This is a genomic window from Paraburkholderia haematera, from assembly GCF_905220975.1.
Classification (GTDB): domain Bacteria; phylum Pseudomonadota; class Gammaproteobacteria; order Burkholderiales; family Burkholderiaceae; genus Paraburkholderia; species Paraburkholderia haematera.
This window is the reverse complement of sequence record NZ_CAJNBK010000015.1, coordinates 55,401-73,246: the sequence shown is the minus strand read 5'-3', so window position 1 is coordinate 73,246 and position 17,846 is coordinate 55,401. Positions and strand designations below refer to the sequence as shown.

The window sequence follows — 17,846 nt, the reverse complement described above, 5'->3', positions numbered from 1 at the left end:
CCCCGCTTCGGCGGGGCTTTTTTTATGCCGCTACTGCGGGCGCTGCTCGCGCTCTCCTCCGAGCACGCGCCCGATCTGCCGGAACAGGACGCGCCAGCCGCTGCGCGGCATTTTGCCGCCCCGCCGCTCGGCCTATATACTCCGGGTTTATCCTCGAGCGCCCGCTCAACGCCCTTATCGAGGCAGTTTCCGCTATGACCAACGCCGATCCCCACGAACTGCAGAAATTTAGCGACCTCGCGCACCGTTGGTGGGACCCGAACGCCGAATTCAAACCGCTGCATGAACTCAATCCGATTCGCCTGAACTGGATCGACACGCACGCGCATCTCGCCGGTAAAACCGTGCTGGATATCGGTTGCGGCGGCGGCATTCTGTCTGAGTCGATGGCTGGATTGGGGGCGCACGTGAAGGGAATCGACCTGTCGAGCCAGGCGCTCGGCGTGGCGGATCTTCACAGCCTTGAAAGCGGTGTCACCGTCAATTACGAAGAAATCGCCGCTGAAGCACTCGCGGCCCGCGAACCGGGCACTTTCGACGTCGTCACCTGCATGGAAATGCTCGAGCACGTGCCCGAACCGGCCGCCATCGTCGAGGCATGCAAGACGCTGGTGAAACCGGGCGGCTGGGTGTTTTTCTCCACACTGAACCGCAACGTGAAGTCGTATCTGTTCGCGGTAATCGGCGCCGAATATATCGCGCGGATGCTGCCTAAGGGCACGCACGATTACGCGCGCTTCATCCGTCCGTCGGAATTGGCGGGCTTCGTGCGCGCCGCCGGCCTGCGCACGGTGGACATCAAAGGTATCGTTTATAACCCGCTCAGCAAGCATTTCACGCTGTCCGCCGACACGAGCGTGAACTACATGCTCGCCTGCCGCCGCGACGTCTGATCCGCCCCGACCTGCCGGAATCAATCCAATCAATGAGCGATCCCACGCCCCTGCCCCAACGCGAAGACAACGACGACACGGTCGGTCTTTGCCAGGCTGTCCTGTTCGACCTCGACGGCACGCTGGCCGACACCGCGCCCGACCTGGCGGCTGCCGTCAACAAGATGCGCCACGATCGCGGCCTGGAGATGGTGCCGCTCGAAGACCTGCGGCCGCTCGCGTCGGCGGGCGCGCGCGGGCTGATCGGCGGGGCCTTCGGCATTGGCCCCGAGGATCATGAGTTCGCGTCGATGCGCGAGGAGTTTCTCGCCAACTACGAAGCGGACTTGTGCATCGAGACCATGCTGTTCCCCGGTATCCCCGAATTGCTCGACGATCTCGACGCACGGGGCGTGCGTTGGGGCATCGTGACGAACAAGGTGGCAAGGCTGACTGAGCCGCTGATCACGCAACTCGGCCTCGAAGAGCGCGCCGGCTGCGTGGTGAGCGGCGATACGACGCCGCATTCGAAGCCGCACCCCGCGCCACTGTTGCACGCCGCGCGCGAACTGGATGTAGTGCCGGAGCGCATCGTCTATGTCGGCGACGACCTGCGCGACGTACAAGCGGGTTTCGCAGCTGGCATGAAGACCATCGCGGCCGCCTACGGATACTGCGGCAATGACATTCCGCCGACGCAATGGCACGCGCAGCATGTCGTGCAATCGCCCGCTGAATTGCAAAAGCTGCTGTGCGACATTGGCTGAGCGCATGCAGCATGCAAAAACGGCAGACACGGCGCGCGCAACACCAAGCAGTGCCTTGCCGCCTCACCGCAACCGCGCAGCAACGCGTCGAAACGACAAGGCAATCAGCCAGGACGTGGCCGTCAAACTATTGTAAAATCTACGCTGGCCCATAAGTATTGGGCAACGAACCGTGGGGGCGACCTGGTTTCGACAGGGGTTGCGAAGCGGCTAGGGCATACCGAGGACCCGTCACCTCGTTAATCAATGGGAAAAACGTAACTGCAAACGACGAAACGTTCGCACTGGCAGCCTAAGGGCCGCCGTCCTCTGCCTAGTTCACTGACGGGCTAGAGTCGCAAGACCGGTAGCAATACCGACAGAGGTCATATACGTCAGTTAAGTCTTGGCGGCGTCACGACGCCAAGGTCGAAAATCTAGTGAATCGCCGTCACGCAGCGTGTTCGTCCGCGTCGTGGTGGTTAAATCAAATGACAGAACTAAGTATGTAGAACTAGTCGTAGAGTGCTTCTGGACGCGGGTTCGATTCCCGCCGCCTCCACCAGAACACCTTTTTCAAGTAGTTTCAAGCTGCACCGTCAAGACTCACTCAAAACCCGTAAGCGGCCTGCTGCTTGCGGGTTTTTTGTTGGCTGCCTATAAAACAGAAGGCCCGCTCATCAAGCGGGCCTCTTTGCTCGCGGGTATCGCAGCCGCGCGAAGCGAAAGGAATAAACGAACCCCTTCAATCGTTCATTCCCCACGCGCGCCCGCACGCCGCGTTCCGCGCGAGACCAACATCAAAATCAGGAGCCACCATCATGCGCAAGACTCTCCTCTGCCTCTCCACGCTGACTCTCCTCGCCTTGCAACAGACCGCTTTCGCCGAAGCCCCAAAAATTGTCGACGGCCGCTTCGTCACCGCCGACGGCATGTCGCTCTATACCTTTGACAAAGACACCACGCCAGGCGTGAGTGCCTGCACTGGTGGCTGCACGAGCTACTGGCCGGCAGCCGTAGCGGGACCGTCGGACAAGCCGTCAGGCGACTGGACGCTGATCCCTTCCGCCGACGGCAAACAGCAATGGGCATACAAGGGTCACCCGTTGTATCGCTACGCGGCGGACAAGCAGGCAGGAGAAATGAAGGGGGACGGCTTCAAGGACATGTGGCACACGGCGAAGCCATAACCAATAGTTGTTGAAAGACGGGCCAGAGCCGAATGGCTCGATATAAGGCACCGACGAAGACACCCAACGAAAAACGCCGGCAGCATGCCGGCGTCTCAAACAAACACTAAAGCGGAACCCGGCCGCGCCGGCTCGCGCGCTTATTCGTCTTTAGGACACTGCAAATTACACCCGTTCGGGTCACCATTGTCGCCGCGCTTGCGCATGGCTGACTTTTTGTTGGACTGGTATTTGTCCGACGGCGCAGACGCCGCAAACGGCATCTGCGGATGTTCGGCAAGACGGAATTGATCTTGCAGGATACCGCCCGGCACACCCGGCGAATTCTGTGCGTAGGCAACCGAAACGGTGGCGAGAAGCACGCCAGCCGTTGCTGCCGCAGCACAAGCGTGAAGAAGAGCTTTCATATCGATTCAGCGCGGCACAGCGCGCGGTTAAGGCGTAAGCGGAAGGTTAGAGATTATCCCAAACAAACGCCCCATGCAGTGGCGGCAGCACCATTTTGTTTACAGTCGCTTACACCGTAGTTGGGCCAAGCCCCGTATCGAGATCGAGCAGTTTGCCGCAGTCATGCGGATCGTAACCTTCGAGCTGATCGACGCTATGCCGAAACGCGGCGCCGCGCAGCAAACCGAGCACCGTTGCAAGCGGCGTGCGCTCAAGCCGGGCGCGGTCGCAGGCGAAGTAATAGTCTTCGTCGACGATCGGAATGAAGTCGAGCCCGAAGTGATGCGCCGCCGGCTCCACGCCGAAACCCACATCCGCCATGCCGCTTGCCACGAATGCCGCGATCGCCGAATGCGTGAGTTCCGCCGACGCATAACCGTTGACCCGGTCCGGATCGACGCCGACTTTTCGTAGCGCGAGATCCAGCAGCATGCGTGTGCCGGAACCGGGCTGACGATTGACGAAGCGAATGTCGTCGCGCGCGAGGTCGCTCAGACCGCCGATTCCCTTTGGATTGCCCTTGCCGAGAAAGAGGCCCTGCTTGCGCTTCGTCAGATGCACGAGCACGTGGCGCTGCGGATCGAGCCAGCGCCGATAAGTATCGGCGCACGCCGCGCGAAACTCGCCCAGCGGCAAGTGGAAACCGGCCAGATCGCATTCGCCACGGGCGAGCGCGCTCACCGCGTCCGCGCTGTCGCGGTATTTGATATCGACCGGCAGTTCGTTCGCGACCAGCGCCGTCACCAACGCCGCCACAGCGTAACCGTGCGACGCGTAGATCCGCACGTCGTCGGCAGGTGGCGCGAGCCAGCGGTTCAGGTCGCTGGCGACTTCGCTTGCAAGCGCCTGCATGTTGCCGTCGAGCCGCTCGCCGCACAGACGCTGCGCGCGCAACACGGCCTGCCCGAGTTCGGAGAGCACCGAGCCGCGCCCACGCTCCTTCGCGATCAGCGGACCACCCAACCGCTCCTCGATGCTGCGCAACAAACCCCACGCATGACGGTAGGACAAACCCTTAAGCGTCGCCGCCTGCGCGATGCTGCCGGATTCGTCCACCAGCGCGAGCAGCGGCACCACGTCCGACAGGCTTGCCTCGCGGCCATCCGGGCCTTTGACAACCAGCTGCGCCTGGCACTCGACTCTGATCATATATGTTCAACCGATTCCTATTGCACGAGGCGTATCACCCGCCTATTGTTCCGCTATCCCATATCGAATAAACAAAGCATAAGTGCACACATTATGAATGACAAGTGCATATATGACTTTGGAGGAGCCCCCACTTGGACGATTCCATCGCCATCGCGCCTGACCAGTTGGTGCAGCGTCACGCACAGCCGGGCATGTCGCTGCTCGCCGTACTGCACGCCATTCAGGACGCGCTCGGCTACGTGCCGCCCGACACGGTTGCGCCTCTCGCGCGCGTCATGAACCTGTCGCGCGCGGAAGTGCACGGCGTCATCACCTACTACCACCACTTCCGCACGCAGCCCGCGGCCCCTGTCACCGTGCAACTGTGCCGCGCCGAAGCATGCCGCAGCATGGGCACCGAGGCGCTCGCGCAGCATATCGAAGCACACACCGGTTGCCGTTTTGATGCAGAGCATCGGCATGGAGCGACGGTCGAGCTGGAATCGGTCTACTGCCTCGGCCAATGCGCGCTGTCGCCGGCGCTGATGCTCAACGGCACGCTGCACGCGAAAGTGACGCCGAAAAAGTTCGACGCGCTCTTTGCCGCTGCCAACACGCGTGTGGAGGAAACGGCATGACGCGCATTTACGTTCCCTGCGATTCGTCGGCGCTTGCACTCGGCGCCGACGCCCTCGCTCAGACGATCGAAGCTGAAGCCGCACGCCGCGGTGTTGAAATCGAACTGGTTCGCAACGGTTCGCGCGGTTTGCTGTGGCTCGAACCGCTCGTCGAAGTTGCGACGGCTGAAGGCCGCGTCGGCTATGCGAACGTCGAAGAGAGCGACGTTGCAGCGCTATTCGACGCCGGTTTCATCGAAGGTGGCGAGCATGCCCGCCGTGTCGGTGTGGTCGATGACATACCGTATCTGAAGAAACAGCAGCGCCTGACCTTCGCGCGCATCGGCATTACCGATCCGCTTTCCATCGACGATTACGTTGCCCATGGCGGGCTCGAAGGTCTCAAGCAAGCCTTGAAAACCGACGGCGACGCCGCCTGTGAAGCATTGATCGAATCCGGCCTGCGCGGCCGCGGCGGCGCAGCCTTCCCCGCCGGCATCAAATGGCGCACGGTGCGCGGCGCCAAAGCGGCGCAGAAATACATCGTCTGCAATGCGGACGAAGGCGACTCCGGCACCTTCTCCGACCGCCTGGTGATGGAAAGCGACCCGTACGTGCTGATCGAAGGGATGATTATCGCGGGCGTCGTGACCGGCGCGACGGTCGGCTATATCTACGTGCGCAGCGAATACCCGCACTCGATCGCGACGCTCGAAGCCGCGATCGCCCGCGCGCGCGCCGCCGGTTGGCTCGGCGATAGCGTGCTCGGCTCGGCGGCGCATCGCTTCGACCTGTTTGTCGCGAAAGGCGCGGGCGCTTACGTCTGCGGCGAGGAAACCGCCCTGCTCGAATCGCTCGAAGGCAAACGCGGCATCGTGCGGGCCAAACCGCCAGTGCCGGCGCTAGTCGGCCTGTACGGCCAGCCGACCGTAATCAACAACGTCATCACGCTCGCGACGGTGCCGATCATCTTCGCGCGCGGTGCTGCGTTCTATAAAGACTTCGGCATGGGCCGCTCGCGCGGCACGCTGCCGTTCCAGATCGCCGGCAATGTGAAGCAAGGCGGTCTGGTCGAGCTCGCGTTCGGCGTCACGTTGCGCGAACTGCTATTCGACTACGGCGGCGGTACGGCAAGCGGGCGCCCGGCGCGCGCGGTGCAAGTCGGCGGCCCGCTCGGCACCTATCTGCCGGAAAGCCAGTGGGACATCCCCATGGACTACGAAGCGTACGCAGCCGTCGGCGCGGTGGTCGGACACGGTGGCATTGTCGTGCACGACGACACGTCGAACCTCGCCGAACTCGCGCAATACGCGATGCACTTCTGCGCGCTCGAATCGTGCGGCAAATGCACGCCGTGCCGGATCGGCTCGACGCGCGGCGTCGAAGTGATCGGACGGATCCGCAATGGCGATACGTCCACGCGACAAGTGCAGTTGCTGCGCGATCTATGCGACACGATGGTGTCCGGTTCGCTCTGCGCGATGGGCGGCATGACGCCGTACCCGGTACTGTCCGCGCTCGACCATTTTCCCGAAGACTTCGGTCTCGATAACGTGCACCACCACGCGCCCAAAGCGGCTGCGGCCTGACCCAGGAGCCTCACATGTCCGATGTGCTCAACTCCCCTGCCGGCGCCCCGAAGGAAGTCTCTTTGGGGGGCGGCTGCGGCTCCGGCAACTGCGCGTGCAAATCGCAAGCAATTGCACAACAACACGCGCCCCGTTCGTTCTTTGACGACACCGACTACGGCACGCCGGCACGCCATGCCGACGTCGACGTCACACTGGAAATCGACGGCCAGGCCGTGACGGTTCCGGCCGGCACGTCCGTGATGCGCGCCGCCGTCGAAGCCGGCGTCAACGTGCCGAAGCTCTGCGCGACCGATTCGCTCGAACCGTTCGGTTCATGCCGTCTATGTCTGGTCGAGATCGAAGGCAAGCGCGGTTACCCTGCTTCGTGCACGACGCCCGTCGAAGCCGGCATGAAGGTTCGCACGCAAACTGATCGCCTGCAATCGCTGCGCCGTAACGTGATGGAGCTGTATATCTCCGATCACCCGCTCGATTGTCTGACCTGCCCCGCCAACGGCGATTGCGAATTGCAGGACATGGCCGGCGTCACCGGTTTGCGCGAAGTGCGTTACGGCTTCGACGGCGCGAATCACCTGAAGGACAAAAAGGACGAATCGAATCCGTACTTCACGTACGACCCGTCGAAATGCATCGTCTGCAATCGCTGCGTGCGCGCGTGCGAGGAAACCCAGGGGACGTTCGCGCTGACCATTGCCGGACGCGGCTTCGAATCGCGCGTCGCGGCCAGCGAAAACCAGCCGTTCATGGAATCGGAATGCGTGTCGTGCGGCGCATGCGTTGCTGCGTGCCCGACCGCGACCTTGCAGGAAAAGACCGTCATCATGCTGGGCCAGGCCGAGCATTCGGTCGTCACCACATGCGCGTATTGCGGCGTGGGTTGCTCGTTCAAGGCCGAGATGAAGGGCAACGAAGTCGTGCGGATGGTGCCGCACAAGAACGGCCAGGCCAATGAAGGGCACGCGTGCGTGAAGGGCCGCTTCGCCTGGGGCTACGCGACGCACAAGGACCGCATCACCAAGCCGATGATCCGCGCGAAGATCACCGATCCGTGGCGTGAAGTCAGTTGGGAAGAAGCGCTCAGCTACGCGGCATCGGAGTTCCGCCGGATTCAGGCGAAGCATGGCCGCGATTCGATCGGCGGTATTACGTCTTCGCGTTGCACGAACGAAGAAACCTATCTCGTCCAGAAGCTCGTGCGCGCCGCGTTCGGCAATAACAACGTCGACACCTGTGCGCGCGTCTGCCACTCGCCGACGGGCTACGGCCTGAAGACCACGCTCGGCGAATCCGCCGGCACGCAGACCTTCGCCTCGGTCGACAAAGCCGACGTGATCATGGTGATCGGCGCGAATCCGACTGACGGGCACCCGGTGTTCGGCTCGCGCATGAAGCGCCGCATCCGTGAAGGCGCGAAGCTGATCGTCGTCGATCCGCGGCGCATCGATATCGTCGATACGCCGCACGTGAAGGCGTCGCATCATTTGCAATTGCGTCCGGGCACCAACGTCGCGGTGGTCAATGCCCTCGCGCATGTGATCGTGACCGAAGGGCTGCTGAACGAAGCGTTCATCGCCGAGCGCTGCGAAACGCGCGCGTTCGAGCAATGGCGTGCCTTCGTCGCCCTGCCCGAGAACGCGCCGGAAGCAACCGAAGAGCTGACCGGCGTGCCCGCCGCATCCCTGCGCGAAGCGGCCCGCATCTACGCTACCGGCGGCAACGCCGCGATCTATTACGGTCTTGGCGTCACCGAACACGCGCAAGGCTCGACGATGGTGATGGGCATCGCGAATCTGGCGATGGTAACCGGCAATATCGGCCGCGAAGGTGTCGGCGTGAACCCGCTGCGCGGTCAGAACAACGTACAGGGTTCGTGCGACATGGGCTCATTCCCGCACGAGCTGCCGGGCTATCGCCACATTAGCGATTCGATCACGCGCGCGCTGTTCGAAGAAGCATGGAACGTCACGCTGCAGCCCGAACCAGGACTGCGCATTCCGAACATGTTCGATGCCGCCGTGCACGGCACCTTCAAGGGTCTGTACTGCCAGGGCGAAGATATCGTGCAGTCCGATCCGAACACGCATCACGTGTCGGCGGCACTGTCGTCGATGGAATGCATCGTCGTGCAGGACATTTTCCTCAACGAGACCGCGAAGTACGCGCACGTGCTGCTGCCGGGTTCGTCGTTCCTCGAAAAGGACGGCACCTTCACGAACGCGGAGCGCCGTATCTCGCGCGTGCGTAAAGTGATGCCACCGGTGCCGGGTTACGCCGACTGGGAAGTCACCGTGCTGCTCTCTCGCGCGCTCGGTTATGAAATGGACTACACGCATCCGTCGCAGATCATGGACGAGATCGCACGTCTCACGCCGACTTTCCACGGCGTGTCGTACAGGAAGCTCGACGAACTCGGCAGTATCCAGTGGCCGTGCAACGAGAGCGCGCCCGACGGTACGCCGACCATGCACATCGACACCTTCGTGCGCGGCAAGGGCAAGTTCGTGATTACGAAATTTATCGCAACGCCTGAAAAGGTCACGCGCAAGTTCCCGCTCCTGCTGACCACGGGCCGCATCCTCTCGCAGTACAACGTCGGCGCGCAAACGCGCCGTACCGAAAACTCGCGCTGGCATGACGAAGACCGGCTGGAACTGCATCCGCACGATGCGGAAGAGCGCGGCATCAAGACCGGCGACTGGGTCGGCATCGAATCGCGCGCGGGACAAACCGTGTTGCGCGCGAAAGTGACCGAGCGGATGCAGCCGGGCGTCGTCTACACGACGTTCCACTTCCCCGAATCGGGTGCGAACGTGATCACCACCGATAGCTCGGACTGGGCTACCAACTGTCCCGAGTACAAGGTGACCGCGGTGCAGGTGATGCCGGTCGAACAGCCGTCGCAATGGCAGCAGGATTATTCGCGCTTCAACACGGAGCAGCTCGATCTGCTGAAGCAGCGCGAGTTGGCCAACGCAACGTCGGGTAAGTGAGGCAAGCCATGGACAATCAGAATCTGATCGACATGGCGAACCGGATCGGCGATTTTTTCGATTCGATGCCGGATCGCGAAGAAGCGCTCGCCGGCATCGCCGATCATATCCGCCGCTTCTGGGAGCCGCGTATGCGACGCGCCTTGCTGGCGGCGCTCGATGAGCCGGATGCGAACGGCATCGAGATGTCGGCCATTGTCAGGGAAGCGCTCGTCACGCATCGTGACGGGCTGACGCCGGCCGCTCCCGCTACGGTATAGGCGAGTCGCCGCCGTTCAACCAGCGCATGGCGGCCCCCGTCACAGGGCCGCCTGCTCCGGTATCACGCCGCCCTCTGTAAACCACGCTTCGCAATGCCGCAGCAAGCCGTGCAGATCGGAACCCGTGCGCCCACGCGCGCAGATGTAGCCGTCCGGCCGCACCAGATAGAACGACGGCCGCGTGCGTCCATACGCTTCAGAGAGCGCCGGAGCGCCCTCGCCGCTCGTATCGGTCACGCGCCAGATGCGCACCCCGTCCGGCAACAATCGCTCGACTTCCGCAACCAGTCGCTCCAGTTCCGGATCCGGCGCCGGCGCATGCTTGGCGGCAGGATCGAGCGGCGTTTCGTCAGCGGGCAGCGGCTGGGCTAGCAGGAACAATGAGAAGAACGCGGGATCGTGCAGATCGAAAATGCAGCCGACACCCGGCGCGCGCCCGAGCGGCCCATCCACCACATGCACCAGCGCATCCGGCGCCCGTTCGCCGGCACGCGGACCGCCGTCGAGCACGCGCTCGAGCGTCAGCGGACTGCGCCGATACTGGATCGACAACTCGCTGATGGTCATTCGCGCCGCATCGCGCAGCGGACCGAGCGCGGCCAGCACCGGCATCACGCGATCGCGCAGTAGCTTCATCGGACCATGATCGGCTTCGGCCATCTGCGTGATGAAGCCGGTTTGCCGCAGCACGTCGCGCTCGATGGGATGCCGTTCGTGATGGTACGTATCGAGCAGGCGATCAGACGCCGCGCCTTTCAAAACGCGCGCGAGCTTCCAGCCGAGATTGAACGCTTCCTGAATGCCCGTGTTCATCCCTTGCGCGCCGGCCGGGCTGTGCACGTGAGCCGCATCGCCCGCCAGAAAAATGCGGCCGACGCGCAGTCGCTCGACCATCCTGCTGCTCAGATGAAAATGCGACGACCATGCCAGCTCCGACACGTCGACGCGTTCCCGCACACGCCGGGCGATCAGCGCCTTGCATTCGGCCAGCGACGGCGGCAAAACCTGATCGAGCGGCGGCTCACCGAGCACGGCGGGCGTCGCCGGCGCAGAGACGGTGGCCGGTTCGGCCGAATGATCCGCAATCAGACGATGGCGGCCATGGCCCATCGGAAACAGCGCAACGAGACCTTCGCCTGAAGCGAAGATATGGAATTCGTCGTCGGGCCAATCGGTCTCGGCATGCACGTCGGCAAGCAGAAACGTCTGCTCGAAGGTATTGCCCACAAAGCTCAACCCGAGCCGGTGACGGATCGTGCTATGCGCGCCATCGGCGGCGATCATGTACGACGGGCGAAGCGTCTCCGTGTGGCCGTCCGCGCGACGCAACGTCGCCTGCATGCTAGCGGAACCCTGCGAGAACATCGTCAGTTCGACGCCGCGCTCGACCGTTACGCCAAGCGTCGCGAGATGCTCCGTCAGCAAACGTTCGGTCACGGATTGATCGAGAAACAGCAGATACGGATAGCGGGTACGCAGAGGATCAAAATCGAGGCGCGCGAGACGCGTGCCATTGGAAAAAAGATTGGCGATGCGCGCGCGATGACCGAGTTCGAGAAATGGCTCGATCAGCCGGTGCTGTTCGAATAGTTCGAGTGTGCGCGCCTGAATGCCGATGGCCCGCGAGTAAGGATTCGGTTGCAGCGCCTTGTCGACCAGACGCACGGGGATGTGGGCACGCGCAAGACTCATCGCCGCGGCGAGCCCGGTCGGACCCGCCCCGACGATCAGCACCGGCGACGTATCGTGTGCGGCAGCGTCCATGCGGGCCTCCGGAGACATCGGGACGTCCTAGTGTACGCCGCCCGGAATCCGCTCAACGGTGCGCTGCATCAATCGCGCGGATGATTCATTGCACATTGATGCTCGGTGGTGCCGAGGTCGACTTGCAGCGTGGCGTGCTGCATCGAAAACCGTTCGCGCAATGTGACGACAATGCCGTCAAGCGATTCGTCGCCGGGATGGCCGGCCGGCATCACCAGATGTGCGCTGAGTGCATTGCCGGTGGTCGACAAGGCCCAAACGTGCAGATCGTGCACGTCGGTGACGCCCGGCTGCTCCGCGAGATAATCGCGGATAGGCTGCAGATCGACGCCGGGCGGCACGGCGTCTAGCGCCATGCGCACCGAATCGCGCAGCAGGCCCCACGTGCCGTAGACCACCACCACGACGACGAGCAGGCTCATCACCGGGTCGAGCCACGTCCAGTTGGTATAGAGAATCACAAGGCCGCTGATTGCGACCGCGGCGGAGATGCCGGCGTCCGCGGCCATATGCAGAAAAGCGCCGCGAATGTTCAGGTCTTCTTTCTGGCCGCGCATGAAGAGCCACGCCGAGAAGCCGTTCACCACTACGCCGACCGCCGCGACGACGAACACCACCCCTCCCGCGACCGGTCCCGGGTTCACCAGGCGCCCGATCGCCTCGGCGACGATCACGCCGCACGCGAACAGCAATAGCGCCGCGTTGGCGAGCGACGCCAGGATCGACGAACTGCCGTAGCCGAAGGTATAGCGTGCCGACGGACGGCGCGTGGCGAGCCAGGCGGCGCCCCAGGCGAGCAGCAGGCCGAGCACGTCGGAGAGGTTGTGGCCGGCGTCGGCGAGCAGCGCGGTGGAATGCGCGATCACGCCGTAGACGGCTTGAATCACCACGATCGCTACGTTCAGTGCGACAGCGAGTGCGAAGGCGCGGCCGTGGCCTGCGGCGGGTGCATGGGCGTGGTGATGGCCGGCGTGGCTGTGGCCGGCGTGGCCGTTGCCCGCGTGGCTGTGGCCCGCGTGATTATCGTGGCCGTGGTCGCTGCGGCTTTGCCCGCTTCGGCTCTGCCCGGAGTGGCCGTCGACGTTTTGGCTGTGGTCGTGGTCGTGACTGTGGCCCGGGTCGTGGCTGTGGGGATGGCCGGTCTCGGCGCCATCGTCGTGCGGACCGCGCACGCGTGCACCATGATCCTGCGCGCCGCCCTCCTGCACATCGTCGACATCTCGACGAACCGAACCGTGGCGATGCCCGTCCTGACCATGAGCCCCGTGCTCATCGCCCTCGACCTGTGCATCTTCGCCATCAATCCCGTCGGACTCCCCTTCGAGCCACACCGGCGCGTGGTCATCCTCGCGTTCTTCGGCGGCCCGGTTTGAGGGCGTAATTTTCTTCATGACGGGTCCAGAGGAAATTCGCCGGCAGGCTCCGCGACATGCTCCAGCATGCCGGCCAGCATCGCGCTGATATGACGGTCGGCAGCAAGATAGAACACCTGCTTGCCCTGCCGCTCCGCACGCACGATCCGCGCCGCGCGCAACAGCCGCAGATGGTGGCTCACCAGCGACGGCGACAAGCCCAGCCCCTCCGCAATCGCACCGACCGCGCGCCGCTCGTCGACGCACGCGAGCACGATGCGCAAGCGCGTCGGGTCGCCGAGCAGGCGAAACAGGTCGGCCAGCGGCACGATCGTCTCCACGGGTCGGTCCTCGAAACTGACAGGCGGTGTGGCGGAAGCCATGGTTGAGGCCATCATGGACATACATATGAACAGGTATTCACATGTTATAGATATTGAGACAACAGGTCAAATTGGAGGGCACCCCGGCGAGTGTGGGAAAATGCGGCGTTCGCCCTACCCGAAATCCCATCCCCCGTCATGCAACAAGTATTTGACCGCGCTTTCGCGGCGCATCGTGACGGCCGCCTCGACGACGCCGAACGCGGCTATCGCGCGACGCTCGACGGCAATCCCATGCACGTCGATGCGTTGCACCTGCTGGGCGTTCTGCGCCACCAGCAGGGCCAGCACGCCGAAGCCGCCGAGCTCGTGCGGCGCGCGGTGAACCTGCGCCCGGAAGACGCCGCGCTGCAACTGAACCTCGGCAACGCACTCAAGGCGCTGGGCCAGATCGACGACGCCATCGAACAGTTCCGCAATGCGCTGACGCTGGCGCCGTCTTTTCCTATGGCGCACTACAACCTGGGCAATGCGTACGCGTCGGTGGGCCGCCACGAAGACGCCGCCGACGCCTTCGAAAAGTCGTTGCGCCTGCAACCGAACGACGCTTCGTCGCATAACAATCTCGGCAACGCATTGCATGCGCTCGGCCGTCATACGGAAGCGATCGCGTCGTTCCAGCGCGCGCTCGAACTGCGCCCGGGGCATGCGGGCGCGCTCAACAATCTGGGCATGTCGCTGAACGCGCTCGACCGCGCGGACGAGGCGATCCCGTGCTTTCAGGCGGCGCTGGCGGCCGAACCGCGTTTCGTCGCCGCGCACTTCAATCTTGCCAATACGCTCGACGCCACCGGCCGCCACGAAAAAGCGGTCGCCTCTTTCCAGGCGGCGCTCGCCTTGCAGCCGAACCTGCCGCCCACCATCTTCGGGCTCGGCAACGCGCTCGCGGCGCTGGGACGCCATGCACAAGCGCTGCCGTATCTCGAACGCGCGGTGGGTCTCGATCCGCAATTCGCGCTCGCATGGCTGAGTCTCGGCACAGCGCATCAGGCGCTCGGCGCGCACGCCGCGGCGGTGCGGGCATTCGATCAGGCGTTGCGCTTGCGCCCCGATCTCGCGTCTGCGCACATGAACCGCGCGCTCGCCTGGCTCGCATTGCGCGATTTCGGGCGCGGACTGCCGGAATACGAATGGCGGCTGCAGACCACCTCGCAGCCGGTCATCCAGACGTTGCCGCGCTGGCACGGCGAGCCGATCGAACAACGTACGCTTTTCGTCCATGCCGAGCAGGGTTTCGGCGATACGTTGCAATTCGTGCGCTTCGTGCCACTGGCCGCGCAGCGTGCCGCGCGCGTCGTACTCGAAGTGCAGCCGCAACTGCTGCCGCTGCTCGCACCGGCCGCGCAAGCATGGCGCGTCACGCTGATCGCCCAGGGCACGCCGCGGCCCACAGCAGATCTGCACTGCCCGCTGCTGAGCCTGCCGCTCGCGCTCGGCACAACCTACGACACCATTCCGGCCCGCACGCCTTATCTGAGCACGCCGCCGGCTTACGGCCGCAAATGGCGCGGTTCGCTCGGCGGTCATGCGAAGCGCAAGATCGGCATTGCGTGGTCGGGACGCATCCAGCAGAACGAAACCCGTTCGATGCCGCTCGAGGCGCTTGCGCCGCTGTTCGCGCTCGAAGGGATCGACTGGATCGTGCTGCAACCCGAATTGAGCGCCGAAGAACGCGCGGTGCTCGACGCGCATCCGCGCGCGGCGTCGATTCATCGGTTGGATAAACGGATCGGCGATTTTGCGGATACCGCGGCGATCATTGAGCGGCTCGACGCGGTCGTCTCGATCGATACGTCGATCGCTCACCTCGCCGGCGCGCTGAGAAAACCGCTGTGGCTGATGCTGCCGTTCGCCGCGGATTGGCGCTGGTTCGTCGGCGAGACGCGCAGCCCGTGGTATCCGGGCGCAACGCTGCTGCGCCAGCCACAACCCGGCGCGTGGGGCGACGTGGTGGAGGCGGTGGCCAACGAGTTGCGCCTTGGATAGCGAGACGTGATGAAAGCCGTTGCAAACGACTTGCGCCTCGGTTAGCGAGACGTTCTCATCGAAGCTGAATGCCAGGTGTCGATGCGACACCCATGAAAAAACCCCGCGTTCTCACGAACGCGGGGTTTTTGTTTGTCCGCTTGAGCCGTGAACCTTCAGCTCGACCTTAAGCCGTTCGATACTGATCGCGCGACTCGGGCGTGCGATACAGCACCAGCGTCGCGATCAGCCCACAGATCGCCGCCACGCCCAGGAACAGGCCAGGCGCGGCCTTGTTGCCAGTGTTGTGAATCAGCAGCGTCGAGATGGCCGGCGTGAAACCGCCAATCGTTGTAGCCAGGCTGTAGGCCAGCGAGAAACCGGCGGTCCGCACTTCGACCGGCATCACTTCGGTCAGCGCCACCACCATTGCACCGTTGTAGCTGCCGTACAGGAACGACAACCACAGCTCGACGGCCAGAAGGCGAGCGAACGACGGCTCGGCGACCAGCCATTGCAGCGCCGGATACGCGGTGACGATCGTCAGGATCGTGAAGGCCAGCAGCACCGGACGGCGGCCGATACGGTCCGACAACGCGCCCGAGAGCGGCAACCAGACGAGGTTCGACAACCCGATACAGACGGTGACGACGAGCGTATCGATCGACGACAGCTTCAGCACTTCCTTGCCGAAGGTCGGTGTGTAGGCCGTGATCATGTAGAACGACACGGTGGTCATGATGACCATGCCCATACCGCCCAGCACGATGCCCCAGTTCGCGGCCATCGTCTTCATGATCTCGCCCATGCTCGGATGATGCTTGCGCGCCGTGAATTCCTCGGTTTCCTGCAACGAGCGACGAATCAGGAACAGGAACGGCACGATCAGGCAGCCGATCAGGAACGGCACGCGCCAGCCCCAGGCCGTCATCTGGTCAGCGGGCAACCACTTGTTCAGGAACACGCCGATCAGCGCGGCGAACACCACGGCAACCTGCTGGCTGCCCGACTGCCATGCGCAATAGAAGCCCTTGTTGCCCTTGGTGGCGATCTCCGACAGATAGACCGACACGCCACCCAGTTCGACCCCGGCGGAGAAGCCTTGCAGCAGCCGGCCACCAAGCACGAGCACTGGGGCAAGTACGCCGATGGTCGCGTAGCCTGGAATCGCGGCGACCGTGAGCGTGCCGAGCGCCATCAGGCCAAGCGTGAGAATCAGGCCTTTGCGTCGGCCGTGATGGTCGATGTACGCGCCCAGCACGATTGCGCCCAGCGGGCGCATCAGGAAGCCCGCGCCGAATACCGACAGCGCCAGCATCAGCGAGGCAAAATCGTTGCCGCTTGGAAAATAGGTCTTGGCAATCGCGGACGCGTAATAGCCATAGACCATGAAGTCGTACATCTCAAGAAAGTTGCCGCTGACCACGCGGAACACTGTCTTGACCTTGGATTCTTTGGATGAAGCGGTAGCGTGTGACGCAGTAGACATGACATTCTCTTATTAGCCCGTCGCCACGCAGACTCGGTGGCGCTCAGGCAGTTGAAACGATCCACTGTGTTCGGCAAGCGGATGCCACAGGCAGCTTGATTGGACGCGCCGGGGGCGCTGCATTCTCATGCCGAACGCATTCGCGTGGTATCAGGGTAAACGTTGAGAAACAGCCAGAGACCGCAGCACGTAATGTTACCGTTCATGGCACTGTCGCGCATTCCATACAGTTTCATTACAGACAACGTCGGCTCACCCTTGCGGTAGACTTTTTGCAGACAGGCAATTCCCGTTGACCACCCTCCCGATGCCAACCTCCCGCGCACTTTCGCTGCGCCCTGCGACTCTCGCGGATGCAGCACTGATCGCCTCGATCCATAGCGCTAGCTGGCAGGCTACCTATCGCGGACTGCTGCCGGACGCATTTCTCGACGGCGAAGTGACGCGGGAGCGCGCCGCCTATTGGGAAGCGCGCCTGCGCGCACCGGGCGGCGAGCGCCGCATGGTCCTGATCGCCGAACTCGCGGGCGAGCCGATTGGCTTTGTCTGCGTCGAGAGGCAACCGGAGTCCGCATGGGGTGTCCTGCTCGACAACCTGCATGCGCTGCCGGGGCACCAGGGCATCGGCGCGGGCAAGCTGTTGATGCGCGCAGCCGAAGACTGGGCTCGCGCGCGGGGAGAGACGCAGTTGTACCTTTACGTGCTCGAGGGCAACACGTCGGCGATCGGTTTTTATGAAAAGCAGGGCTGGCAGTTTGTCGGCGCCGAACCGGATCACATGGGCGGCGTGGATATTACTGCACTGCGCTATGTGTACCGGCTGGATCGGTGAAACAGGCGCGACCTGTTTGGCCGTCGTTCAGAAGGGGCAGACTCTGAACGAACCGGCGCGCCTTTTCGGAACAATCCGATCGTTAGTTCGGCTGCTTGCAGGCATCATCTTCGACACCCCGATGGCTTCTCAGTGACCGCTCACGCGGCGGCGCGCTCGACCTGAGCGCGGCGTTTCCATATGGCGTTGCGTACCGCGCTTTCATACGTATCGCTC

General features: G+C 63.5%; 15 protein-coding genes and 1 other RNA gene. 10 read left to right on the top strand and 6 right to left on the bottom strand.

The annotated features are described in order from the left end of the window. Window positions 1–194: 194 nt before the first annotated feature. The 4 genes from ubiG to KHO23_RS23125 all read left to right on the top strand — a co-directional run bounded on the left by ubiG (window position 195) and on the right by KHO23_RS23125 (window position 2,808). The gene (ubiG, locus tag KHO23_RS23140; protein WP_211613558.1) at window positions 195–893 is read left to right on the top strand and encodes a bifunctional 2-polyprenyl-6-hydroxyphenol methylase/3-demethylubiquinol 3-O-methyltransferase UbiG; all 699 of its coding nucleotides are present in this window, start codon (window positions 195–197) and stop codon (window positions 891–893) included. 32 nt (window positions 894–925) lie between these two features. Beyond that, complete coding sequence (locus tag KHO23_RS23135) at window positions 926–1,639, top strand: HAD-IA family hydrolase (RefSeq protein WP_211613557.1); 714 nt, start codon at window positions 926–928, stop codon at window positions 1,637–1,639. Between the two features lie 174 nt (window positions 1,640–1,813). Then, window positions 1,814–2,183: a transfer-messenger RNA gene (gene ssrA, locus KHO23_RS23130) on the top strand. Between the two features lie 256 nt (window positions 2,184–2,439). Continuing rightward, entirely contained in the window at window positions 2,440–2,808 is a 369-nt protein-coding gene (locus KHO23_RS23125; RefSeq protein ID WP_211613556.1) for a COG4315 family predicted lipoprotein, read from the top strand. A 140-nt stretch (window positions 2,809–2,948) separates the two neighbouring features. Here KHO23_RS23125 and KHO23_RS23120 read toward each other — a convergent pair whose 3' ends face one another. Both KHO23_RS23120 and KHO23_RS23115 read right to left on the bottom strand, forming a co-directional pair. After that, window positions 2,949–3,215: a hypothetical protein gene (locus KHO23_RS23120; RefSeq protein WP_211613555.1), complete on the bottom strand. Its 267-nt coding sequence runs from the start codon at window positions 3,213–3,215 to the stop codon at window positions 2,949–2,951. A gap of 109 nt (window positions 3,216–3,324) precedes the next feature. Beyond that, window positions 3,325–4,404 carry a substrate-binding domain-containing protein gene (locus KHO23_RS23115; protein ID WP_211613554.1) on the bottom strand — a complete coding sequence of 360 codons (1,080 nt, stop codon included), beginning with the start codon at window positions 4,402–4,404 and terminating at the stop codon, window positions 3,325–3,327. A gap of 134 nt (window positions 4,405–4,538) precedes the next feature. Between KHO23_RS23115 and KHO23_RS23110 the strand changes: the two genes are divergently transcribed. From KHO23_RS23110 to KHO23_RS23095, 4 genes are read left to right on the top strand one after another with little or no spacing between them, the layout of a single operon-like run. Next, complete coding sequence (locus tag KHO23_RS23110; RefSeq protein WP_211613553.1) at window positions 4,539–5,024, top strand: NAD(P)H-dependent oxidoreductase subunit E; 486 nt, start codon at window positions 4,539–4,541, stop codon at window positions 5,022–5,024. Then, window positions 5,021–6,592, top strand: coding sequence for a formate dehydrogenase beta subunit (locus tag KHO23_RS23105; protein ID WP_211613552.1), 1,572 nt, complete (start codon window positions 5,021–5,023; stop codon window positions 6,590–6,592). The genes KHO23_RS23110 and KHO23_RS23105 overlap by 4 nt, the downstream gene beginning before the upstream one ends. Window positions 6,593–6,606: 14 nt before the next feature. Then, window positions 6,607–9,585, top strand: coding sequence for a formate dehydrogenase subunit alpha (gene fdhF, locus KHO23_RS23100; RefSeq protein WP_211613551.1), 2,979 nt, complete (start codon window positions 6,607–6,609; stop codon window positions 9,583–9,585). Between the two features lie 8 nt (window positions 9,586–9,593). Then, a complete protein-coding gene (locus KHO23_RS23095; RefSeq protein ID WP_211613550.1) occupies window positions 9,594–9,845 on the top strand; it encodes a formate dehydrogenase subunit delta in 252 nt (83 codons plus the stop codon). Between the two features lie 39 nt (window positions 9,846–9,884). On the opposite strand, the gene KHO23_RS23090 is transcribed toward KHO23_RS23095, so the two are convergent. From KHO23_RS23090 to KHO23_RS23080, 3 genes are all read right to left on the bottom strand, one after another. Then, window positions 9,885–11,609 (bottom strand): FAD-dependent monooxygenase, encoded by a 1,725-nt coding sequence (locus tag KHO23_RS23090; protein WP_211613549.1) that lies wholly within the window; start codon window positions 11,607–11,609, stop codon window positions 9,885–9,887. 68 nt (window positions 11,610–11,677) lie between these two features. After that, window positions 11,678–13,000 (bottom strand): cation diffusion facilitator family transporter, encoded by a 1,323-nt coding sequence (locus KHO23_RS23085; protein WP_211613548.1) that lies wholly within the window; start codon window positions 12,998–13,000, stop codon window positions 11,678–11,680. Beyond that, window positions 12,997–13,344 (bottom strand): ArsR/SmtB family transcription factor, encoded by a 348-nt coding sequence (locus tag KHO23_RS23080; protein ID WP_236066958.1) that lies wholly within the window; start codon window positions 13,342–13,344, stop codon window positions 12,997–12,999. Before KHO23_RS23080 ends, KHO23_RS23085 begins: the two co-directional genes overlap by 4 nt. A 138-nt stretch (window positions 13,345–13,482) precedes the next feature. Between KHO23_RS23080 and KHO23_RS23075 the strand changes: the two genes are divergently transcribed. Then, the gene (locus KHO23_RS23075; protein WP_211613546.1) at window positions 13,483–15,330 is read left to right on the top strand and encodes a tetratricopeptide repeat protein; all 1,848 of its coding nucleotides are present in this window, start codon (window positions 13,483–13,485) and stop codon (window positions 15,328–15,330) included. Window positions 15,331–15,496: 166 nt separating this feature from the next. On the opposite strand, the gene tcuC is transcribed toward KHO23_RS23075, so the two are convergent. Then, complete coding sequence (tcuC, locus tag KHO23_RS23070) at window positions 15,497–16,798, bottom strand: MFS transporter (protein WP_211613545.1); 1,302 nt, start codon at window positions 16,796–16,798, stop codon at window positions 15,497–15,499. A gap of 307 nt (window positions 16,799–17,105) precedes the next feature. Here tcuC and KHO23_RS23065 point away from each other — a divergent pair, with 307 nt between their 5' ends. Next, window positions 17,106–17,630, top strand: a complete 525-nt coding sequence (locus tag KHO23_RS23065; protein WP_211613544.1) for a GNAT family N-acetyltransferase — start codon at window positions 17,106–17,108, stop codon at window positions 17,628–17,630. The last annotated feature ends 216 nt before the right edge of the window (window positions 17,631–17,846 follow it).